This window comes from Nocardia xishanensis NBRC 101358, assembly GCF_001613365.1.
GTDB lineage: Bacteria > Actinomycetota > Actinomycetes > Mycobacteriales > Mycobacteriaceae > Nocardia > Nocardia xishanensis.
Window position 1 is genome coordinate 149,492 of sequence record NZ_BDCF01000009.1, and the last position, 21,508, is coordinate 170,999.

Annotated in this window: 17 protein-coding genes; 15 read left to right on the plus strand and 2 right to left on the minus strand. The window is 67.2% G+C overall.

The window, feature by feature from the left end:
* The first annotated feature begins 173 nt into the window (after positions 1–173).
* The 11 genes from NX1_RS37205 to NX1_RS10135 all read left to right on the plus strand — a co-directional run bounded on the left by NX1_RS37205 (position 174) and on the right by NX1_RS10135 (position 8,614).
* On the plus strand, positions 174–2,309 hold the full coding sequence (locus NX1_RS37205) for a hypothetical protein (RefSeq protein WP_068056978.1): 2,136 nt from the start codon (positions 174–176) through the stop codon (positions 2,307–2,309).
* Positions 2,306–3,124 carry an ESX secretion-associated protein EspG gene (locus NX1_RS10090; RefSeq protein WP_068056980.1) on the plus strand — a complete coding sequence of 273 codons (819 nt, stop codon included), beginning with the start codon at positions 2,306–2,308 and terminating at the stop codon, positions 3,122–3,124. Before NX1_RS37205 ends, NX1_RS10090 begins: the two co-directional genes overlap by 4 nt.
* 103 nt (positions 3,125–3,227) lie before the next feature.
* Positions 3,228–3,542, plus strand: a complete 315-nt coding sequence (locus tag NX1_RS10095; protein WP_068056982.1) for a hypothetical protein — start codon at positions 3,228–3,230, stop codon at positions 3,540–3,542.
* 155 nt (positions 3,543–3,697) lie between these two features.
* Complete coding sequence (locus NX1_RS10100; RefSeq protein ID WP_245668421.1) at positions 3,698–4,009, plus strand: YbaB/EbfC family nucleoid-associated protein; 312 nt, start codon at positions 3,698–3,700, stop codon at positions 4,007–4,009.
* A gap of 124 nt (positions 4,010–4,133) precedes the next feature.
* Positions 4,134–4,475: a type VII secretion target gene (locus NX1_RS10105; protein WP_068057151.1), complete on the plus strand. Its 342-nt coding sequence runs from the start codon at positions 4,134–4,136 to the stop codon at positions 4,473–4,475.
* A complete protein-coding gene (locus NX1_RS10110) occupies positions 4,475–5,833 on the plus strand; it encodes a hypothetical protein (protein ID WP_068056984.1) in 1,359 nt (452 codons plus the stop codon). Before NX1_RS10105 ends, NX1_RS10110 begins: the two co-directional genes overlap by 1 nt.
* Positions 5,834–5,845: 12 nt before the next feature.
* Positions 5,846–6,142, plus strand: coding sequence for a PE family protein (locus NX1_RS10115; protein WP_068056987.1), 297 nt, complete (start codon positions 5,846–5,848; stop codon positions 6,140–6,142).
* 17 nt (positions 6,143–6,159) lie between these two features.
* Positions 6,160–7,134: a PPE domain-containing protein gene (locus tag NX1_RS10120; protein ID WP_068056989.1), complete on the plus strand. Its 975-nt coding sequence runs from the start codon at positions 6,160–6,162 to the stop codon at positions 7,132–7,134.
* A gap of 5 nt (positions 7,135–7,139) precedes the next feature.
* Positions 7,140–7,919 carry an ESX secretion-associated protein EspG gene (locus tag NX1_RS10125; protein WP_307650387.1) on the plus strand — a complete coding sequence of 260 codons (780 nt, stop codon included), beginning with the start codon at positions 7,140–7,142 and terminating at the stop codon, positions 7,917–7,919.
* An 89-nt stretch (positions 7,920–8,008) separates the two neighbouring features.
* Positions 8,009–8,308: a WXG100 family type VII secretion target gene (locus tag NX1_RS10130; RefSeq protein WP_068056992.1), complete on the plus strand. Its 300-nt coding sequence runs from the start codon at positions 8,009–8,011 to the stop codon at positions 8,306–8,308.
* Positions 8,309–8,332: 24 nt separating this feature from the next.
* On the plus strand, positions 8,333–8,614 hold the full coding sequence (locus tag NX1_RS10135) for a hypothetical protein (protein WP_068056994.1): 282 nt from the start codon (positions 8,333–8,335) through the stop codon (positions 8,612–8,614).
* Positions 8,615–8,679: 65 nt separating this feature from the next.
* On the opposite strand, the gene eccE is transcribed toward NX1_RS10135, so the two are convergent.
* On the minus strand, positions 8,680–10,455 hold the full coding sequence (gene eccE / locus NX1_RS10140; RefSeq protein WP_084501295.1) for a type VII secretion protein EccE: 1,776 nt from the start codon (positions 10,453–10,455) through the stop codon (positions 8,680–8,682).
* Between the two features lie 252 nt (positions 10,456–10,707).
* Between eccE and eccB the strand changes: the two genes are divergently transcribed.
* Positions 10,708–12,153 (plus strand): type VII secretion protein EccB, encoded by a 1,446-nt coding sequence (gene eccB / locus NX1_RS10145; RefSeq protein WP_068056995.1) that lies wholly within the window; start codon positions 10,708–10,710, stop codon positions 12,151–12,153.
* Between the two features lie 58 nt (positions 12,154–12,211).
* Here eccB and eccA read toward each other — a convergent pair whose 3' ends face one another.
* On the minus strand, positions 12,212–14,029 hold the full coding sequence (eccA, locus tag NX1_RS10150) for a type VII secretion AAA-ATPase EccA (protein WP_068056996.1): 1,818 nt from the start codon (positions 14,027–14,029) through the stop codon (positions 12,212–12,214).
* A gap of 224 nt (positions 14,030–14,253) precedes the next feature.
* Between eccA and eccD the strand changes: the two genes are divergently transcribed.
* The 3 genes from eccD (at position 14,254) to eccCa (ending at position 21,488) form a co-directional block, all read left to right on the plus strand.
* Positions 14,254–15,732: a type VII secretion integral membrane protein EccD gene (eccD, locus tag NX1_RS10155; RefSeq protein WP_068056998.1), complete on the plus strand. Its 1,479-nt coding sequence runs from the start codon at positions 14,254–14,256 to the stop codon at positions 15,730–15,732.
* A gap of 1 nt (position 15,733) precedes the next feature.
* Complete coding sequence (mycP, locus tag NX1_RS10160) at positions 15,734–17,185, plus strand: type VII secretion-associated serine protease mycosin (RefSeq protein ID WP_068056999.1); 1,452 nt, start codon at positions 15,734–15,736, stop codon at positions 17,183–17,185.
* Positions 17,186–17,369: 184 nt separating this feature from the next.
* Positions 17,370–21,488, plus strand: coding sequence for a type VII secretion protein EccCa (gene eccCa / locus NX1_RS10165; protein ID WP_068057001.1), 4,119 nt, complete (start codon positions 17,370–17,372; stop codon positions 21,486–21,488).
* Positions 21,489–21,508 lie beyond the last annotated feature (20 nt).

The window sequence follows — 21,508 nt, forward strand, 5'->3', positions numbered from 1 at the left end:
CGGATAGCAACGAACGAGCGATAATGTCCGAACGTTCGGACCTCTTGCGCTGCTGAGGCTTACGGGTCGTCCGTAGATGTTCGGACAGTGATTCCGTGACAAGATGGACGTAAGACGGCACACGGGCGCACGTGACAGTCCCGGAGTTTCGGAGATAGTCGAGGAGTACGAGTATGCCACCCAGAGACGACGATGGCGGCACCACGAAGCCCCCGATCCCTGAGCTGAAGGTGCCCGGTCACTGGGGTGATCTGAAGAACCGTGTGTCCGGTGACAAGGAGTGGCTCAAGTTCGACCCGCAATCCGCGGTCCAACTGGGTCAGGCGATCTCGGACCTGCGCGAGGAATTCCGGGCGTTGCGCCGTACCACGGAACTCATCCAATGGCTGCCGAACTTCGCCGAAGTAGCCGTCGGACTGCATTCCGGCAATGCCCTCGCCAGCAAGTTCGCTCAGCAGGGTGTCGAGATGTATCGGATTCTGGACGCGCACACCAGAGTTCTCGACGACATGCTCGACACAGTAGTCGCTGCGGGCAAGAACATGGTTAACGCCGAGAGCACCAACGAGGAAGAGCTGCGTCGGCAGTTGGACACGATCAGCTCCACGACCAAGAGCACGCCGATGGGGGACTACTCGAAGCGCAACATCCCGAAACCAACGGATCAATTGGATACCGACCTGTGGGGGGATGGCAAGTTCGAAAAGACTAGAAACGGAAAAGACGAGCACGGCAATAAGAGATACGACGACTGGGTACCCCCCGCCAAAGACAACCCCTACAAGGTCAAAGGCGATCGAGAACAACCGGATCTCAAGGCTGCCGGATACGAGAAGACCGCGATAAACGCCGAGCCGGCGCCGGGCTGGGACGCGCTCTACCAGAACGGGAAGTACCTGGAACGGTACAAGCCTTGGACGGATGTGGTCGATGCCGCCGCGAATTGGGGCGCCATCGGCGACACTCTCAACACGCAGAAGACCGCTTTCGGCAACAAGGTGGAGAGCGCGGTCAACGGCCAGTCGAAATGGGAGGGGGCCGGCGCCACGGCGATGCAGGCCGCGCTCTCGGCCTACGGCCGGTCCATCGAGCCGCTGGCGCAGAGTGCGAAGCAAACCCAGTCGATTCTCGGATATGTCGCGGGCTTCCTGGTGGATACCGAATACTGGGCGCCTGATCAACCGAAGGAAGAACTGGACGATTCCTATTGGTTGTCGGACCGGCAGAGTCTTTTCCAAGAGACCTATATCCGCGGTGTCGACTTCACCGCCGACAAGATCCCTACGCTCAGCCCGCCGACGACAGCTTTCAATGGGGTGGAGCCGGTCCAGTTCGATCCGAAGGACACCAATAGAGACGGCAAGGTCGACAAAGGCGATTTCGACCCCAGGGACAAGAACCAGGACGGCAAGGTCGACGAAAAGGACTTCGATCCCAAGGATCTCAACCGCGACGGCAAGGTCGACGAGAACGAGCAGAAGCTCGGTGGTCCCGGTCCCGGTCCCGGTATCGGTCCTGGCCCTGGTCCGGCGAAACTCAAGGCAGGCCCTGGTCCCGGTCCCGGCCTGACAGCGGAACAGAAGAAGGCGCAGGCGAAAGCGACGGAGCGCGCCGAGGAGGAGCAGAAGAAGGCCGCCGAGTTCGCTGAGCAACAGCGCAGGGACGCGGCCCGGCGCGCGAAGGAACAAGAGGCCTACGAGAAGACGCAGCGGGCCGAGAACGATCGTCGGCAGGCCGAGGCCGAGCAGCGCGCCAAGGACGCGGCCGCGCGGCAAGAGGCCGACCAGCAGCAGCAGCGGGCGCAAGCCGCTGCGAGGGAAGGCGCGTCGGCGGCACAGCAGGCCGCCCAGCAAGGTCTACAGGCCGCGCAGCAGGCTGTGCAGGAAGCCCTCCAGGGCGGCCAGAAGGGTGCGAGCGAGGCGCTGGCGGCCGCGCAGCAAGCCGCGCAGAACGCGTTGACCAACGGCATGCCGAAGGTGGGCGACTTGGCGTCGAAACTCGGTGGCCCCGGGCCTGGCCCCGGCTCCCTGGCAAAGGGATTGGGTCTGACCGAAGCCGCGAAGCTGTTCCCCCGCGCGGGCGCCGCCACGACGGTGACATCCGCCGGAACCGGTCTCGGCGGGATCGGCCGGGCCGGGGCAGCCGCGCAGGCGACGCCCGGTTCTCCCGGCCCCGCCGGTGCCGCGGGTCAGGGCGCGGGCCAGGGCCAGCAGAACTACAAGCGTCCTGCCTACCTCGAATCCGACCAGCACCTGGACGAACTGCTCGGTGAGGCGCCGAAGGTGGTCAGGCCGGTGGTCGAACAGTGAGCCGCACTTGGAAATTCACCGATCACGAGTTCATGGCTTTGTGGTCGCGGATCAAGGGCGCCAACCTGCCGCAACCTTTTACCTTCATCAGCGACCTGCCCAGCCATGAAGCCTATGTCCGGGAATTGCGCCGGGTCCGCGAGAGTTGGCGTGGCACAGAGGATCTGGTCCGCGATCGGATGGCCGAAGATGTGCTGAGTCCGGATCTCGGCTTGATTGTTCGTGCCTTCGACCCGAGTGACCACCGGCGCATCGACGGCCGCATCCGGCTGCTCGCGGTGCGCCGGGAGGAACGCGGATACGTGGTGAAGCAGTTGCCCGGCCGGACCTTCGAGCACGCGGGCGGTTACACGGTGACCGAATGTGATCCGCTCGCGTTGGCGCGCTTGGTGGTCGAGGAACTGCCGAAGGTCGACGCCGGGAAGAACGGCAGTATCAAACTGCCGATGCCCAATGACCAGGAGATGGACCACAGTGCCGGGACTTCCGGCCTGTGGGACGACCCCTACGGCGGGTCCAGCTCGGCATCGACCGCTGCCGCGAAGTTCGAGAGCACGGTCGCGACGATGCAGGGCACGATCGAGGTTTTCCAAGGCAGGTCGATCTTCGGCCCTCGCGGACAGATCCAGCGTGTGCTCGAATGGCGTGACCTGCCCGACGACGGACGGTACGTGATCGCACCGTCCTCGCCACCGATCGCTCAAGCGGCCGACGCGGCTCGGTTCGTCACCATGATCAATACCGAGATCGCGACGGTCGTCCGAGCCATCAAAGACGAGCGAATGTCGCAGGGCGCATACGACTTACCGGCGTGATCGATGTCGCGGTCGCCGAGGTGATCCGGGCGGTCGAGGACGAGCGGATGAACCTCTGAGATTGGGACATACACTGAGCAACAGGCGATGAGGGGTTGATGCGATGTCCACAGCGGCGAATATCAGCGGCACGATTTCGGTGCGCACCACCGAACAGGGCTTGCCGCTGGCTATTTCGGTTGAAACGGATGAGCTGCGGCGGAATCCGGCCGAGCTGGCGAATCAGATCATGCGGTTGTGCCGTCAGGCGGCGAACCGGGCCGGGCTGGCGCGGCGGGAGGAGTTGCAGGCGGCGGGGTTGACCAACCAGCAGCTCGCGCTGACCGGGTTGCCGAAGCCGGAGGATGTCGCGGCGCAGGAGTGGGTCGAGGAAGAAGAGTACGACGAAGAGCCGCAGAGCTGGTTGAGGGAAGCTTGACATGAGCGAACGCAGAGAGCGAATCGTGTGCCAGTGTGCGGTACGCATGCCGGAGCCGAGCGTCAGCGAGGCGGAGGCATGAGCGAACGCAGAGAGCGAATCATGTGCCAGTGTGCGGTACGCATGCCGGAGCCGAGCGTCAGCGAGGCGGAGGCATGAGTACCAACCCGGTGATGGACGAGATCGAGGCGCGGGCGCAGCGGGCGCTCAATCGGTTGCGCGATCTCGGCGACGAGATGGCGAAGGTGCGCGAGCAGGAGTCGTCGGAGTACGGTGCGGTCACTGTCGAGGTCGACGGCAGCGGAGCCTTGCGGGACTTGCGATTCACCAGTGCGGTGTCGCGAATGTCACCCGGTGAATTCGAGCAGGCGGTGGTTTCCACGGCCCATCGCGCGGCGGCCAAAGCCATGGCCAGGATGGGTGAACTCATCACCGAGTTCAATGAAGAGTCCGCAGCTCAGGCATGATGCGGCACCAAAGATTTACTCTCCCTTAAGATTTTCCACCCGAATGTTTACTGCGTGACTCATCCTGTGATCCGGTATATTCGGACTGGTCGTTCCAATCATATTCGCGCAGAGGGTGTTTCCGATGCCTCACGGTTTTGACATCAATCCCTGGCCCCATGTGGTCGCCGAACCTGACGCGATTCGGGCCTACGCGGACACCGCTGCGGCGTGTGCCGCCAGCGTGGCGAGCGCCGGCTCGGTGAACCAGGCGGCCACCATGGCGGCGGCCATCCCGGTGTTCGGTTTGATCGGTCAGGATTTCCTCGCCTCCTTCGCGGTGGCGCAGGCCAATCACCTCACCTCGGTCGCCGAGCTGGCCTACGTGCACGGCATGACGGCGCTGACCTGCCAGCAGGCCGCCGCCGAATACCAAGTGACGGACGGGCTCTCGGGCTCCGATATCGATACGGTCGGTCGAGCCTGATGTCGGAGCTGGTCGATCAGTCGGTATTGGACATGCTGCGCCAGAGCGCGGTGGGTCCGATGTTGGACCGGCCGGTGAACAGTGTCCTCGCGGACATGGGCCTGCCGCAGCTGCCCGAAATTCCGCTGATGCCACCGATTCCCGGCCTGCCGCCGCTACCGGTGATCGACCTGTCCCTGTTGGCCAAGCCGCTTACCGATCTGGCCGCCACCTTCGGCACCGGCCAGTTCCCCGCGCCCGCACCGGCCGCCGCGCCCGCGGCCACCGGCGATCCGGCTGCGCAACCAGTCGGCGCCGACCCGGCCGCCGCTCCTGTCATCGACCCGACCCAGGTACTGAGCCAGGTCTCCAGCGTCGTCTCGACGGTGGTGCAGCTGGGCAGCACGGCGCTCACGATGGCGATGCAGCTGTGGCAGAGTCAGGCCGCGGCCGCCGCCGAGGAAAAAGGCAAAGAGGCGCAGAAGGACGGCGGCAAGATCGCCGCCCAGGCAGCGCAGGAGTCGGTCGGCGTCGCCTCCGCCGCGACCTCGGTCGCCATCGGCGGCGCGACGATGGCGGCCATCATCGCCAAGTACATGGCACAGGTCGCGGCCTCCGCGCCGTTCCTCTCGACCCCCGGCGGCCAGGCCTTCCTGGTCGCCTCCACCATCGAGACGATGGCCGAGGCCACGGCGACGGTGGCGAAGACGCGCGCCGAAATGACTGTGCACAGCGCCGAGATGACGGCCACGGGTCAGAAGGTGCCCGTCACCGATGCCCCCAAGGGCATGGACCAGATGCAGATGCTGAGCATGCTGATGCAGATGATCCCCACGCTGACCAGCGCGGTGAAGTCCGGCATGGACTCGGCTGTCTCGCTGCACAAGACATTGAATCCGGTGGCCTCCGCCAATCCGGCGCTGGAAAAGGACAAGGCCGAGCACGCGGAGCTGGGCAAGAGCGCGGCGAAGTCCGGTGGTGGTGGCGGGGGTGTCGGTGGTGGCGGCGGTGCCGTGGCCGCCGCGGCGCGCCAGCTCAGCCCCTGGGCCGGTGGCCGCACGGTCGGCAATCTGGGCGCGGCCGGCGTGAACGGCGTTGGCAACCCGGCCTCGGCGATGCAGGCCGGCGCCAGTTCGGCGGCCCGCAGCAGCAGCACCACGGCGGCCAGCTCACCGGGCGGCATGATGCCGATGTCACCGATGGCCGCGGGCATGGGCCGCGGCGCGGAGGACGCCGCGAACGGCTTGCGCGGCGAGCTGGTGTCCGCCTCGCACGGTAACGAGGTGGTGGGCGACATCGAAGGCGCCTCGCTGCCGGTGGTCGGCGCGGCCAACGCCGATGGACTCAACGAACCGCCGGACCAGGCACTCACCCTCTGATAGGAGGACGTCATGGAATTCGATCGCGCCGGGGCAATCAAGTCCGCCACCGCACTGGACGCCCTCGCGGACCGGCTGGAAGCCGATCTGAAGGCCAACACGCCCGCCCTGGCCGTGGAAGCCGCTGGGCTGGACGAAGTTTCCCAGCGTGCCGCGCAGACCCTGCGCGGTGTGGCCGCCTCCTACGACGAAGCCGCGACCGCCGGCGTTCTCGAACTACGCAAACTGGCCGCCGCGCTGCGCTCGCAGTCGCAGTCGCTGGTGGGTATGGATGCCGAGAACGCCGCTGGTCTCGGGGCGTCGGCCTAGCGCGAAGCGGGGGACATATGGTCGAACCGCCGATTCCTGGTTTCACCGGCGTGGTCTGGGAAGCCAGGCCAACGGAGAAACTCGCCCAGGATCTGACCACCGGTCGCGGCGCGGCGCCGATGGCCGAAGCGGCCCAGGCATGGACTCGGCTCGGCGTGAGTTTCGGCGCGGCCGTGCCCGAGTACGACCAGATCGTCAAGGCCATCGGCGAATCGTGGCGTTCGGAGACGAGCCCGGAGATCCTGGACCGGATCACCAAACTGCGGGAGTGGCTGCTGGAGGCGGCCGGTTCCGCGGCCCAGAACGCCACCAAGACCGGCTCGCAGGCGCTGGCCTACGAGGTGGCCAGGCTGGCCATGCCGCACGTCGCCGAGATCGCCGCCTTGGAAGAGGCGAAGAAGGCGGTGGAGGCGATCGGCGCCGGGTTGGGTGCGCCCCTGGTTGGCGCGGCCGCCGATATCGACGCCGAACAGGATCTGGCCAAGGTCAACGCGGCCCGGGTCATGCGCGTCTACGAAGAGGCGACCAAGCCGCTGGAGGCGCCGTGGACGCAGACCGGGCCACCGGTCATCGCCAATAGTGCCGCTCTGGAAGCCGAGCGGGCCGCGTCCGAGGTGCGTCCCACGGCCATGCCCACGACCGCCTTGCCGACCTCGTTCGCCGCGGCGTTCGCCCGGGCCACACCACCGCCGCGAGCGAAGACGGCGTTCACCACGCAGGCCGTGGCCGCCTCCGCGACCGCCGAACCGACCCCGTTGCCCGTGGAAACGGCTCCGGTGGCCGGAGATTCGTTGTCGGCGAGCCGCATGGGCACCCCGGCCGCGATGGCGCCCGCAGCGGCGATGCAGGACGACGACCGCACCGTGCGGGCCGGCGCCGCCTCCGCGCAGCCGGACAAGCCGTTCGAGGTCGAAGCCGGTTTCGCCGCTAGCCCAGCGGTACTCGGCGCAGCCGAACCCGCACCGAAAGCCACGGCACCGGGGGCGGCATGACGACGATGACCAACGATGGGCTCCTGGCGGTGTCCGACCTGATCGGCGTGCAGACCCTGCCGCTGGTGCTGGGGGTCGGACCGCAGCAGGATTCGGTCGACGCCTGGCAGGCCGCACGCGACCAGGCGATCGCCGACCTGCGCGCGGCCGGGCTGGTCAACACCTACGACGATGTCGACGCCGACCTGACCGACGCGCTGTTCGTTCTGGCCAACCCGGAGCGTGAGCTCGCGGCCCGGATCTACACGGAGTCGGGGATCCGCCAGGTCTGTCTGGCGCGCAAGGGAGCTCAGCACGCGCTGGCCACCCGCACCGGCGACACCTTCGACGTGGGCACCATCTGGTGCGACGGCGGCGGTCAAGCGCTGGCCCGGCCGGTACTCGAAGCGCTGGGCCGCGCACCCGCCGCCGAAATCCCGAGCATCAGCGCCCCCGTCGACGAACTGCGCGAAAGGCTCGACGAGGCAACGCGATCCAGCGATTACTCCGATATCTTCTACGCCCGCGGCGTGGCCGAACGCGATGCCATCGAGTTCGGGCTGGCCATGTCCAGCTGTCACGCGCACGCCGAGATCGTCGCCTATGCCTACGACGACGGCGTCACCACCAGAACGTCCGGAGCGGTAGCGGTTTACGACACCTCGCGTGGTCGGATCGCCGCCAGCCCCGGCGCTGCGCCGGACCTGCGGGTCTGGTCGACCTTCACCCCGGGAACCGATCACCGGATCGCCCAGGCGATCTCGGCGCTGATCGAAACCTTGCCCGGAGGAAGGTGGATGCCCTAGTTAACGCATCGGAACTCACGAACCGACCGAACCACCGCGGCCCCTGCGCAGCGGAAAACCAAGTACCCACCGACATGATGAGGTGAACAATGTCCGGACAGACCAGTTATACAGAGGCCGAAGCTGCTGCGGTCGTCGACGAATACATGCAGGCCGTCGAGGGCATCAAGAAGACCATCTCGGCCGTGCAGGAAACCTTCGACGCGGCCCGCTCGGGCTGGGAGGGTGACGCCGCCGTTGCGGGACAGAAGGCTTCCACCGCTTGGCAGGAGGAGACCACCCGTATCAACACCAAGATCGACGAGATGAATCAGACCATCTCCGAGGGCAATACGACCCTCGGCAACGTCGATCCGGAAAACGTGGACGCCCTGACCAACCTGATCTGACACACCACTCGAAAGGAGACTGCCATGAAGTACACCAAACAGGTCCACGACCAGCTGATCAGCGAAATGGACCAGTACTACAAGGATCTCGACGGCTACAAGGACGCCTTCGTCGCCGCCAAGGACAAGCTGGTCACCAAGGGTTGGGAAGAGAGCGAGGCGCTGGAGTCCTTCACCGTGAAGGCCAACTCCCTGCTCGAGGAGCTCAACGACACCCACACCAAGATGCAGGCCCTGCGCAACGCCATCGACGGCGCGTTCAACAACGCGTTCGCCGCTGACAAGAAGGTCTACAACTCCTTCTGATCCGGGTTGGCAACGAGAAAGCCCCGGTCACCCTCGCGGGTGGCCGGGGCTTTCCGGTACTCCGGCTAGCGGGCGGCGGCCAAAGCCGTGTGCAGGTACTGCATCTCGTCCGGTGTCGCCACCATGTGCACGCGGGTGGTCACACCTGCCGTGCGCACGGTGACGAGGTTGGCGGTCTCCGGGTCCTCGGCGAGGGTGACGTCGGGGTCGAAGTGGTCCTCCATGGTCGCCGGGGCATTGCGGAGCAGCACGGTGGTGGCGTCGGAGTGGTGCCCCGTCGGCTGAATGCCGTCGTAGACGATCACATTGGCGGAGCGGTGCGCGCTCGCCTGCTGCCCGGCCGCGGACCAGGCCGCGATGGTCAGGGACTGGGGCACACCCACGTCGGCCGCCATCTGCCGCCACGCGTCGTGACGGTTGGTGTGCACCACGACCGAGGCGCCGAGCGCGATGGAGCGCAGGATCATCTGCTGGGCGACCAGCAGCGATCCGATCACCTCCACGCGCCGCACCTGGTGCCCGACCAGTGGCAGGGCCACGCCCTGTCCGGAGGTGTCGGCGCCGATCAGCTGCCCGCAGCCTGCGATCGGCATCGGCAGTGTGAGCAGCGAATCCGGCTTGCCCAGATAGGTTTCCGGGGAGAATGGGCGGCCGCGCTGGGCGATCGGCAGCGTGTACAGCAGGGCGCGGAACTGCTTGCCAGGCAAGGGAACCAGGCCCTCCGCCTTTACCACGGCGGGCTTGTCCGGGGTGTCGAAGCGCACTACCGCGGTCACTTCGATGCCCGCGGCACCGGGTGTGGCGGCCTGGTCGCGCGGTGCCTGTGCCGCGGCGCGTTGAAGACGCATGGTGACGGTGGTCGCCAGCGTCGGCGTCGACCACACCGCCGCGAAGCCGCGCGGCCCCAGCGCCTCCGGCGCCATCCCGTAGGTGGTGTAGTGGATGCCATCGCGTTCCACGCTGTGCGCGGTCTCGGTGAACTCCTCCAGCGGCGTGTGCCGGGTGAGCTGGTTGACCGCCGCGGTGATCTCGGCGGCCGACAGTACCGCCGTGGAGATACCCTGGGCGGCAAGCCGATTCGCCACGCGGCGGGTCGCGACGATGGCCGAGCGCAGTGTGCCGGTCGCGCCGCCGCCGCGCCGCGCCACCGCGGCCGCGTTGGCCAGCGGGTCCAGTCGCAGCACCACCCACACCGTGCGGTGCGCCACCGCGGGCAGCGGGCCGAGGATCTGTTCGTAGAGGTGCGAGATCCGGCCGGGCCCTGCGGTGCGCGCGCCGGTGCTGATGACATCGATGGAGGCCAGTTCGATGTCGAACTGGTCGAGGCAGTGCGCGATCTCTGGCAGCGGCATCATGTCGTCGGAGATCAGCGACCGCGGGCTCAGCAACGTCACCGTGCGCGGATGCGCCTCCACGCGCAGCATGATGAGCAATCGGGAGCCGTCCCAGCGCATTCCATAGGTGCCGCCCTCGGGCAGCGGTACGTCGAACGGCGCCTGATTGACGGTTGCGGAACGATTGCGGAACGCTCGCCAACGGAAGGTGATTTCCTCGTCCAGCCAGCCTGCCAGCGACTTGCGGCGCGGCAGTGGCGTCAGGCCGAGCAGGAGCACACCGACGCATACTCCGGCCGCGATCCACACCGAGGCATCGAAGATCACCGCCACCAGCGAGGCCGCGACCGCGACGAGGGCCACCGGAATCACCCAGCGCAGCGGCAGAATTCGGAACAGCCAGAAGTACGGTGAGCGCAGGGGAGTGGGCGCAGGTTCGGCCGACGGGGCAGGTGAACTCTGCGGCGCGGCGTCGCGATTTTCGCCGCCGGCTGTGGTGGAACCCATGCGGACATAATGGACCGAACTCGTTCGGCTTCGCTACCGGGGATGGCAGCCGGCGAAGCTTGCGTAGCGGGCGGGGTGGGTAGGTACTGGGGGATGGCAGCCGGCGAAGCTTGCGTAGCGGGCGGGGCGGGTAGGTACTGGGGGATGGCAGCCGGCGAAGCTTGCGTAGCCGGCGGGGCGGGTAGGTACTGTAAAGCTCGTGCCGGGTGAAATACTCGGTCCGTTGTACCCGCGTCAGTTCGGAGGCGTTTCGTGCCCGCACAGTTGACTACGAAGGCGCAAGTCAACGGTTACCGGTTTCTGCTGAAACGGTACGAGCACGCGCTGATCCGGCGCGATGTCCGGATGCTGCACGATCCGATGCGCTCGCAGTTCCGCTCGCTGGTGGTCGGCGCGGTGCTCGGCATCCTGGTGGTCGCCGGTGCGGCGATTCTGGCGTTCCTGCGCCCGGTCGGCGCGATCGGCGACGCGACCATCGTGATGGGCAAGGAGACCGGCGCGCTCTACGTGATCGTCGACGGCACGCTGCATCCGGCGCTGAACCTGGCTTCCGCCCGTCTGATCGTCGCCAGCAACGAAAAACCCACCTCCGTCAAGGAATCCAAGCTGACGATGCCGCGCGGCCCGATGGTGGGCATTCCCGGCGTTCCGGCCACCCTGCCCGGCGCGGCCTCGCCGGACTCCGTCTGGAGCCTGTGCGATGCGGTGGAACTGTCCGCGGCAGGCAGCGCCGCCCGCTCCGCCGGCGCCAAGTCCACGGTCATCGCGGGCGCGCTCGACTCGAGCGAGCCGAACACCGGCCGCCCGCTGCGCGACAACGAGGCGCTGCTGGTGACTCGCGGCGGCAAAACCTTCCTGATGTGGGACGGCAAACGCGCCGAAGTGGATCCGAACGATTCGGTGATCTCGCGCTCGCTTGGCATGCGGCAGTACAACCCGCGTCCGGTCAGCGCGGGCATGCTCAATTCCGCCACCCAGGTCCCCGCGATCGTCCCGCCGAAGATCGATCGGCTCGGCGAACCCGGCCCCGGTCGCTTGCAGGGCGTGCCGATCGGCGGCGTGATCCGCGTGCAGCGGGTCGACTCCGAAGAGCTGTACGTGGTGCTCGCCGACGGCGTGCAGCGGCTGACGCCGTTCGCCGCCGAGGTGATCCGCAACGCGAACTCCCAGGAGATGAACGAGATCATCTCGGTGCCGCCGGACCGGGTGGTGGGCGTGCCCGTGGTGAGCCCGCTACCGGTGGACCAGTTCCCTGGCCCGGTGCCGACCATCCTCACTCCCGAGGAGAACAAGGTCAGCTGCATACAGTGGGCCAAGAAGGCCTCCGATCCGGCCGCCACGATCACGCTGCTCGCCGGACGTGAACTGCCGCTGCCGAAGTCGGCCAAGGTGGTGGATCTGGCCAGCGGCGACGGCACCGGCGACCGCATCGACCATGCCTACATCCCGCCGAACTCGGGGGAGTACCTCCAGACGACCGGCATGTCACCGGACAGCGTCCGCATGGGCAGCCTGTTCTACATCTCCGACAACGGGATTCGCTACGGCATCCCGGATCAGGACACGGCCACCCTGCTCGGCCTGGCCGACAAACCGCGGCCCGCACCGTGGCCGATCATCAGCCAGCTGGTGCCGGGGCCGACGCTCTCGCGCGAGGAAGCGCTCGTCAGCTACGACATCCTGCCGACCACCAATTGACCTGCTCCGCACAGCAGTACGCTCCGAGAACTCACGGCCGTACTGCTGTGTCCGGATATCAGCGCAGCGTGGACAGCACGTTGTCCAGCGCGTTCTGCATATCTTCCGCCTCGATCCGCATCAACACCGATTCGTCCACGGCGCTCAGATCCAGGTTGATGTCATTGGCCAGCCGGAACTCGCGCTCCTCCTCGGCCGCCTCGATCACGTTGCGGATGAACCGGCCGTTGCCTGCCATGTCGATGCCGCGCCGGATCTCACCGCTCTGATCCGTTGCCTCCTTGCGGTAGAGCTCACCGCAGGCGGCGACCAGCAGCGCCTGCGCGTCGTCGGCCAGTTCCGAATCCCGTTTCCGCGCAATGAAACGGCCGATTTCGCCGAGCTCCTCCGGCGAGTAGGAATCGAACTTCACCCGCTTGGCGAAGCGGGACGCCAGACCGTCGTTGGAGGCCAGGAATCGGTCGATCTCGCCGTCGTATCCGGCGATGATCACCACCAGGCGATCGCGGTCGTTCTCCATTCGCGCGAGCAGCGTATCGACGGCTTCGCGACCGAACGCGTCACCGCCGGACAGGCCGGTTTGAATCAGCGTGTAGGCCTCGTCGATGAACAGCACGCCGTCCATAGCGCTATCGATCAACTTGTTCGTCTTGATCGCGGTACTGCCCAAATGCTGACCGACGAAATCGGAACGTTTGGCTTCGATCAGCTTATCGGTCTTGAGAATTCCTAAGCCACAGTAAATTTTTGCCACCACGCGGGCAACGGTGGTCTTACCGGTACCCGGCGGGCCGGTGAATGCCAGATGTTGGCCGCGGGATCCGCTCGCCATTCCTTTTTCGGCCCGGATCCGCGCTAGCTGAGCGGTTGCCTGCAACTTCGCAACCTGCATTTTCACACCGGCGAGACCGATCTGCTCGTCGAGTTCGCCGCGCGCCTTCTCGAGGATCAGCTTGGCCTTGTCGTCGCGCTCCTCCTGGCCCATCTGTTCCAGCGTCGGCGCCGAGGCCGGATCCCACTTGTTGGTGCGCGCGTCGATGAGTTCCTTGGTGGTCACCGTGATCCGGTATTTGCGGTCGCGCATGGCCATGGTGTTGGCCTCGAAACCCGGCGCCTCGGAGAACACCTTCTCGAACAGCGCCTGCGCCTTCTCTTCCTCGCCGGTCTCGCGCAGGGCGAGTCCGCGGCAGAAGCGGGCAGTGGTCGCCGCGGCCGGAATCGGGCCCTTCTCAGCGGCTTCCATGCGACGGATGGCCTCGCCGAACAAACCCAGCTGGGCACATGCGGTGCCGACCATGACGTGGGCGCCCGCGGCCAGGTAAGGATCCTCCCAGTCCGCCGAACCGGCCAACACGGTCATCACATCGGGCCAGCGCTGCGTGGTGAAGTGCAGCACGCCACGGACGTAGGCGCAGATCCGGTCGTCGATCTCGCGATCCGACGAGGAGACCTGTGCGGACCGGTGTTTGGCCAGTTCGTCGAGGACCTTCTCGGCTTCGTCGTAGTCGCCGTCGGTGATCAGCTGCGCGGCCTGCGCGAGCCAGATCTCGGCATAGCTGGCCAGCGGGTAGTCGATGTACTGCCCGACGGTGAAGCGGCCCGCCAGCACCCGCGGTTGCAGGCCGAGCCTGCGCTGCTCACGGAAGAGCGTCGAGGTGCTGGTCTTGAAGAGATTGAAGATCACCTCACGGGTGTGCTCGCCTGCGGCCGCGCGTCCGAGCCAAGCGTCGCACATACCGGGATCCCATTCGGTGGCGCGCTGGAAGGCTAGCTGAGCGTATTCCAGATCGCGGGCAGATTCCTGTCCGTCGATCACAATGCCCAAGGACAAGACACCAGCGTCGAACGCGCGTTGTGCCTGGCGATTGCCGGTCATGTGGGTTTGCCCCTAAAAACGAACGGATGTGCTGTTCCTCGTCAAGCATAGCTACTGGGGGATGGAAAGCCGACGGAGTCGGCGGGGTGGGAAGAGCACTTGGGGGATGGAAAGCCGACGGAGTCGGCGGGGTGGGAAGATCACTGCGAGGTGGGGACTTCTCCGTTAAGTTGAGTACGTTGCATGGCGTTGAAGTGTGTTCTAGGTAGGGAGTCATCCGAGCTGTGACCGATCCGTCTAGCAGCGCTGTGGCTGCCGTTGATCCGGAGTTGTGCCGAGTCTCGGTGATCGGCGGCAATACCCAGCTGGACTTGGGTTTGCCTGCCACAGTTCCGATCGCTGCGTTCATCACCGACGTGGTCGAGCTGATCGAATCGCGCAACCCCGATCTCACCGAGCACGAGGACGGGGCGCCACTGCAAACGCAGCATTGGACGCTGGCCCGGATCGGCCGCGACCCCATCCCGGCAAACCAATCGCTCACCGAGGCAGAGGTTTTCGACGGCGAGTTGCTGGTATTGCGCTCGGTGACCGCCAAGGAGCCACCGGCGCTGTTCGACGACGTGATCGACGCCGTCTCCAAGCTGACCGCGACCTCGTTCCGGCACTGGTCGCCGCTGTCGGCGCGCTGGCTCGGTCTGTCCATGGGCCTACTCGCGGTGCTGGCCGGGAGCTACCTGCTCGCGGTGGCCAAGCTCGACGGTGCCGGTGCCGCAGTGGGTTTCATCGGTCTCGGCGCCGGACTGATCGCCGGTGGCGCGGCCGTACTCGTCGCCCGCCGGTATCAGGCCGAAGCGTCCTTGCCGGTGATCATGCTTTCGCTGTACGCGCTGCTGCTGATCTTCGCGGGCACCGCGCTGTTCGTGCCCAACGACTTCGGCAGTCCGCACGCGATGTTCGCCTGTGTCGCAACGCTGACCGCCGCCGCGGTCCTCTACAGCCTGGTCCGGGTCGGGGCGACCATGTTCACCACGGTCATCACCCTCGCGCTGTTCGGCGGCGTAGCCGCGATGGTTCGGATGATCTGGGATCCCGCGCTGTCCAAGATCGCCGCAGGCGTGCTGGTCGGTGCGCTCATCGTGATCACCATGGTGCCGCGCCTGGCCGTGGCGGCGGCGCGGCTGCCGGTGCCGCCGGTGCCGACCGCAGGCGCCGCCATCGACCCCGCCGACCACGAACCCCGTCCCACCGTCAAGGACATCGGCGCCATCGGCGCCACCGCGCTACCCTCGGCCGCCGGTCTCGAGCATCGAGCCCGCGCGGCCAACGAATACCAGTCCGGCATGATCATCGGCTGCACCGTCGCCGCCGCGATCGGCGTGGTGCTGGCCGCGGATCCGCTCGGCGCGGCCCGATGGCAGGGCATCACCCTGGGCGTGGTTGTCTCGATCATCCTGTGCCTGCGCGGGCGCGCCTTCGCCGACCTGGTGCAGGCGTGCACGTTGCTCGCCGGTGGCGCGATCGCGTTGATCGCGCTCGGCACCGGCGCCGCGCTCGGCGAGGAGAACTGGCTGCTGCCAGTCGCAGGCATGCTGCTCGTCGTGGCCACGGCCGCGGTGGCCTTCGGTGTGATCGGGCCGCACACCGAGATGTCGCCGCCGATGCGCCGCGCCGGTGAGATCTTCGAATACCTCTTGATCTGCACCATCATTCCGCTGGTGCTGTGGATCATGGACATCTACTCGGCCGCCCGGAACATCTGACATGGCACCGCTCCTACGGCGGCTGCTGCGGGCGGTGACGGTGGCGGCGGTGCTCGCGCTCGCCACCGGAACACCCACGCCCGCACTGGCGGTCGGGCCGCCGAAGATCGATGACGGCGCACTCGGCGCCGTGCTCGGCCTGGCCGCGAGCGCTAGACCGCCGGACGAGACCGAACAGGCCAAGGTCTGCGCCGAACCCACCCTCCAGGGCGGGGTGCCCCGCGATCCGCCACTGGCGCAGCGGATCCTCGATTTGCCCGAGGCGTGGCAGTTCAGTCGCGGCGCGGGTCAGAAGGTCGCCGTCATCGATACCGGCGTGAACCGGCACTGGCGCCTGCCCGCGCTCCAGGCAGGCGGCGACTTCGTCTCCACCACCGACGGCACCGTCGACTGCGACGGCCACGGCACCTTCGTGGCCGGGATCATCGCCGCTCAGCCCAGCCTGGAGGACGGATTCGCCGGTGTCGCACCGGAAGCCGAGATCCTGGCCATCCGCCAGCTCAGCTCGGCCTACGAGGCCAAGGACCGCAATCGCCGGGAGGAGCCGGGTGTCATCACGCGCGAAGGCTACGGCACGGTCAACACCTTGGCCGCCGGTGTCGTCCGCGCGGTCGACATGGGCGCCACGGTGATCAACATTTCCGAGGTGGCGTGCATGGCCGCGAGTGCGGGCGCTGCCGACGGCGCCTTGGGCGCCGCCGTGAAATACGCCTACGACCGCAATGTGGTCGTAGTCGCCGCGGCCGGAAACATCATGCAGGGCACTGCTTGTGAGAAGCAGAACGACCGCTCGGGCTGGTCGGCGGTGGGCACCGTGGTCACCCCGGCCTGGTTCACGCCCTACGTGCTGTCGGTCGCCTCGGTGGATCCCGAGGGCGCGGTCTCACCGTTCTCGCTGCACGGCCCGTGGGTCGGCGTCGCCGCGCCGGGGCGCGAAATCGTCTCCCTGGACAGCAAGCCGGGCGGCGCGGGCCTGGTCAACGCCACCCAGACCAACGAGGGCTACTCCACCATCGACGGCACCAGCTTCTCCAGCGCCTACGTCTCCGGATTAGCCGCGCTCGTCCGGTCGCGCTTCCCGGAACTGACCGCCGCCGAGGTGATCGATCGGATCAAGCTGACCGCGCAGGCACCGGACAACGGACGCAACGACAAGGTCGGGCACGGCCTGATCGATCCACTGGCCGCGCTCACCGCGCAACTGCCGCAGCATCCGATCACCGTCGGCTCCGATATACCGCGCAAGATCGCCGGGCCGTCCCCGGCGCCGTACGTCGACCCGGCCCCGCGCCTGGTCGCCACGATCGGCTCGATCACGCTGCTCGCCCTGCTCGGGCTCGGCTACGCCGCCTCGATCCCGTTTCGGCGGGGTAAGCAGGTGAGTGTGGATCCTGGCGCGGAGCAAGAAATTCGCGACGCGAGATCAACGCCCGGAGGAGGTAGCGCAGCGTGACCACAAAGGGCGTGACACAGTGCGCCTCCGCGCACGACGGAGCCGAGCGTCAGCGAGGCGCAGTCGTGAGCGAGCGTCAGCGAGTGAACCATGGACACAGCGCGCCTCCGCGCACGACGGAGCCGAGCGTCAGCGAGGCGCAGTCGTGAGCGGCGCCGATCAAACACCGGAAGGGTTGTAGGACATGGCAACCGAAGGTTTCGTTCGCCGCCCGCGGATCGCGCCGCCGCGCCCGCCGGGCGGCGAGGTCGCGTTGTCCGCGCCGCCGGAACTCGATCGTCCCGTCGTCGGCAACCTGTTGATGAAGCTGATGCCGGTGGTGATGGTGGTCGCCGTGGTCGGCATGATCGCGATGATGGTCATGATGGGCCGCAACCTGCTGGCCAACCCGTTCATGATGATGTTCCCGATGATGATGCTGATGTCGATGTTCGGCATGATGGCGGGCATGCGCGGCGGCGGCGGGCCGAAGAAGGCCGCCGAGCTCAACGAGGAACGCAAGGACTACTTCCGCTACCTCGATCAGGTCCGCAAGGATGTGCGCAAGACCGGCAACCAGCAGCTGGCGGCGCTGCGGTGGAGTCATCCCGAACCCAGCGACCTGCAATCGGTGATCGGCAGCCGCCGGATGTGGGAACGCAGGCCCAACGACCCGGATTTCGGGCACGTGCGGGTCGGCGTCGGCAGCCACCGCCTGGCCACCAAGCTGGCCCGTCCCGAGACCGGCCCACTGGAAGACCTGGAACCGGTGTCCACCGTCGCCTTGCGCCGGTTCGTGCGCACCCACTCGGTGGTGCACGGCCTTCCCACCGCGATCTCGCTGCGCGCGTTCCCCGCCATCAATATCGAAGGCGATCGTGAGGCCACGCTCACGCTGGTGCGCTCGATGCTGATGGAGTTCACCACCTTCCACGGCCCCGACCACGCCGCGGTCGCCATCATCTGCGCCGACCCCGACGGCCCGGCTTGGTCCTGGGCGAAATGGCTACCGCACCTGCAACATCCGGTGGACCGCGACGGCATGGGCTCGGCCAGGATGATGTACCGCTCGCTGGCCGAACTGGAGACATCCATGTCCGCCGAGCTGGTCGAGCGCGGTCGGTTCATGCGTAACGCGCAGCCGACAGCGGGCCGGATCCATCTGCTGGTGATCATCGACGACGGCTACGTCAGCGGTTCCGAACGCGTCGTCAGCGACGCGGGCCTGGACTCGGTGACCGTACTCGACCTGACCGCACCGCAGAGCGGTCTTGCGGTGCGCCGCGGCCTGCAACTGGTCGTCACCGACGACGGCATGGTCGCCGCGAAATCCGCGGCGGGCGTGGAGAAGTTCGCCACCGCCGACCAAGTGACCAGCGCCGAGGCGACCGCGCTGGCCCGGGATCTGGCGCGCTTCCGCATCGCGACCGCCGCCCAGATGGTGAGCCTGGGCGCTGAGACCCGGGCCGATCCCGGCCTGATGGCCCTGTTGAAGATTCCCGACGCCGCCCAGATCGATCCCGCGGTGGTGTGGCGCCCGCGCAGCGACCGGGAACGGCTGCGGGTGCCGATCGGCGTCACCCCCGACGGTACGCCGGTCGAGATCGACATCAAGGAGTCCGCCGAGAACGGCATGGGCCCGCACGGATTGTGCATCGGCGCGACGGGTTCGGGTAAGTCGGAGTTCCTGCGCACGCTGGTGCTTTCCATGGTGACCACGCACTCGCCCGATCTGCTGAACCTGGTCCTGGTCGACTTCAAGGGTGGTGCGACCTTCCTCGGTCTCGACTCGCTGCCGCACGTCTCCGCGGTCATCACCAACCTCGAGGAGGAACTCGCCCTCGTCGACCGCATGAAGGACGCCCTCTCCGGTGAGATGACCCGGCGCCAGGAGCTGCTGCGCGCGGCGGGCAACTTCGCCAATGTCACCGAATACGAGAAGGCTCGCGCCGCGGGCGCCGACCTGGATCCGCTGCCCGCACTGTTCGTGGTGGTCGACGAGTTCTCCGAACTGCTCTCGCAGAAGCCGGATTTCGCCGACCTGTTCGTGATGATCGGCCGCCTCGGCCGCTCGCTGCGCGTGCATCTGCTGCTGGCTTCGCAGCGCCTGGAGGAGAACAAGCTGCGCGGTCTGGACTCGCATCTGTCCTATCGGATCGGCCTGCGTACCTTCTCCGCCAACGAGTCCAGGGCGGTGCTCGGCATCACCGACGCCTACCACCTGCCCAGCGTGCCGGGCTCCGGCTACCTCAAGAGCGACGCCGACGATCCGCTGCGCTTCAACGCCAGTTACGTCTCCGGGCCGTATGTTTCGCCGCGCAGTACACGGAAGGTGGACGGCAAGACCGTCGGCGGGCAGTCGCCTGCGGTGTTCACCGCTGCGCCGGTCGCGCTGCCGGAGATCGTCGAGCCCGAGCGGAAGGCCGTGCCGAGTGGCAGGCCCGAGCTGCCGCCGCCGCCCGGACGGATGGGTCTGCCCGAATTGCCGCCGCCGCCAGGGCGACTCGCGGCGGAGGGAGCCGACGACGAGCAGACCACGGTGCCGGTCGCCGAGGCCGTTCCCGCGACGCTGCTGACCACCGTCGTCGATCGCCTGCGCGGCCACGGCCGCCCGGCGCACGAGGTATGGCTGCCGCCGCTGGACGAGTCGCCGTCGGTCGACATGTTGCTGCCCGACCCGGACTGGCGCTCGCCGCTCAACCGGCACGGTCAGCTGTGGTTGCCGTTGGGTGTCATCGACAAGCCCTACGAGCAGCGCCGCGACGTGCTGATCGTGGATCTGTCCGCGGCGCAGGGCAATGTCGCGGTCGTCGGTGGTCCGCAGTCGGGTAAGTCGACCACCCTGCGCACCATCATCATGGCCGCGGCCGCCACTCACACACCCGAGCAGGTGCAGTTCTACTGTCTCGACTTCGGTGGCGGCACACTCTCCGGTTTGGCGGGGATACCGCATGTCGGTTCCGTCGCGGGTCGCATGGAAGTCGATCGGATCCGCCGCACCATCGCGGAGGTGACCGGCATCCTGCGCCACCGTGAGGAGCTGTTCCGCGAGCTGGGCATCGACTCCATCGTCGAATTCCGCAGGCGCAAAGCGCTGCTGGCGGAGCAGCCGCAGGCCGACCGGCAGGCCGACCCGCTCGCTCAGGATCTGCACGGCGACGTCTTTCTCGTCATCGACGGCTGGCCCACCATCCGCGCCGATTACGACACGCTGGAACCGCAGCTCAATGCCATCGCCGCACAGGGTCTTTCCTATGGTGTCCACCTGATCGTCTCCACCACCCGGTGGCCGGAGATCCGCCCGCAGATCAAGGACCTCATCGGTACCCGCATCGAGCTCCGCCTCGGTGACCCGTCCGACTCCGAGATGGACCGGCGTACCGCGGTGCTCGTGCCCACCGGGCGCCCTGGCCGTGGTCTCACCGCGCAGAAGCTGCACCTGCTGGTCGCGTTGCCGCGCTTGGACTCCGACTCCGATCCGCGCACTCTGTCCGAGGGAATCGGCATCGCCAAGCAGCAGCTCAACGAGCTCTACCCCGGCCGGAACGCGCCCGAGGTCCGGATGCTTCCGATGGAGCTCTCGCGCGAGGCCGTGGTCGCGGAGGCGGCGCGGCGGGGCATCCAGCAGAGCAAGACGCTGGCCGTTATCGGCATCGGCGAGACCGACCTGCAACCGATCGCCATGGATTTCGCGGTGCAGCCGCACTTCTACAGCTTCTGCGATGTGGAGTGCGGTAAGACCACGCTGTTGCGCAATATCGTCGCAGGCATCACCGAGAACTCCACCTCCGAGGAAGCCCGCGTCATCCTGATCGACTACCGGCGCACCATGCTCGGAGTGCTGGAAGGGGCGCAGCTGGCCGGCTACTCGACCTCCTCGCAGACGTCCTTCGGGATGATCAAGGAAGTCGCGAACTACCTCCAGAAGCGGATCCCGGGCAATGACATCACGCCACAGCAGTTGCGCGAACGCAGCTGGTGGACCGGGCCCGAGATCTACGTCGTCGTCGACGATTACGAGATGGTGGTCTCCGGTGGGCGCAACCCGCTGGAGCCGCTGATCGATTTCCTGCCGCAGGCACGCGACCTCGGTCTGCACGTGGTGATCAGCCGCCGCGCGGGCGGCGCAAGCCGGGCCATGTTCGACAAGGTGCTCGGCACGCTCAAGGAAATGGGTGTGGACGCGCTGCTGATGAGCGCACCCAAGGACGAGGGCAAGATCATCGGTGATATTCGCGCGGCCAAGCTGCCGCCCGGTCGTGGCACGCTGGTTACTCGCGGCGGCAACGAGATGATCCAGGTGGCGTACCTGCCGCCACTGTAGGCGCACCTCCGCCTTCGCTC

What these genes read in the sequence shown, in the direction of transcription:
- NX1_RS37205 (WP_068056978.1), top strand. Translation starts at nt 174, where the DNA reads ATGCCACCCAGAGACGACGATGGCGGCACCACGAAGCCCCCGATCCCT.
- NX1_RS10095 (WP_068056982.1), top strand. Translation starts at nt 3,228, where the DNA reads ATGTCCACAGCGGCGAATATCAGCGGCACGATTTCGGTGCGCACCACC.
- NX1_RS10100 (WP_245668421.1), top strand. Translation starts at nt 3,698, where the DNA reads ATGAGTACCAACCCGGTGATGGACGAGATCGAGGCGCGGGCGCAGCGG.
- NX1_RS10105 (WP_068057151.1), top strand. Translation starts at nt 4,134, where the DNA reads ATGCCTCACGGTTTTGACATCAATCCCTGGCCCCATGTGGTCGCCGAA.
- NX1_RS10110 (WP_068056984.1), top strand. Translation starts at nt 4,475, where the DNA reads ATGTCGGAGCTGGTCGATCAGTCGGTATTGGACATGCTGCGCCAGAGC.
- NX1_RS10115 (WP_068056987.1), top strand. Translation starts at nt 5,846, where the DNA reads ATGGAATTCGATCGCGCCGGGGCAATCAAGTCCGCCACCGCACTGGAC.
- NX1_RS10120 (WP_068056989.1), top strand. Translation starts at nt 6,160, where the DNA reads ATGGTCGAACCGCCGATTCCTGGTTTCACCGGCGTGGTCTGGGAAGCC.
- NX1_RS10125 (WP_307650387.1), top strand. Translation starts at nt 7,140, where the DNA reads ATGACCAACGATGGGCTCCTGGCGGTGTCCGACCTGATCGGCGTGCAG.
- NX1_RS10130 (WP_068056992.1), top strand. Translation starts at nt 8,009, where the DNA reads ATGTCCGGACAGACCAGTTATACAGAGGCCGAAGCTGCTGCGGTCGTC.
- NX1_RS10135 (WP_068056994.1), top strand. Translation starts at nt 8,333, where the DNA reads ATGAAGTACACCAAACAGGTCCACGACCAGCTGATCAGCGAAATGGAC.
- eccE (WP_084501295.1), bottom strand. Translation starts at nt 10,455, where the DNA reads ATGGGTTCCACCACAGCCGGCGGCGAAAATCGCGACGCCGCGCCGCAG.
- eccA (WP_068056996.1), bottom strand. Translation starts at nt 14,029, where the DNA reads ATGACCGGCAATCGCCAGGCACAACGCGCGTTCGACGCTGGTGTCTTG.
- mycP (WP_068056999.1), top strand. Translation starts at nt 15,734, where the DNA reads ATGGCACCGCTCCTACGGCGGCTGCTGCGGGCGGTGACGGTGGCGGCG.
- eccCa (WP_068057001.1), top strand. Translation starts at nt 17,370, where the DNA reads ATGGCAACCGAAGGTTTCGTTCGCCGCCCGCGGATCGCGCCGCCGCGC.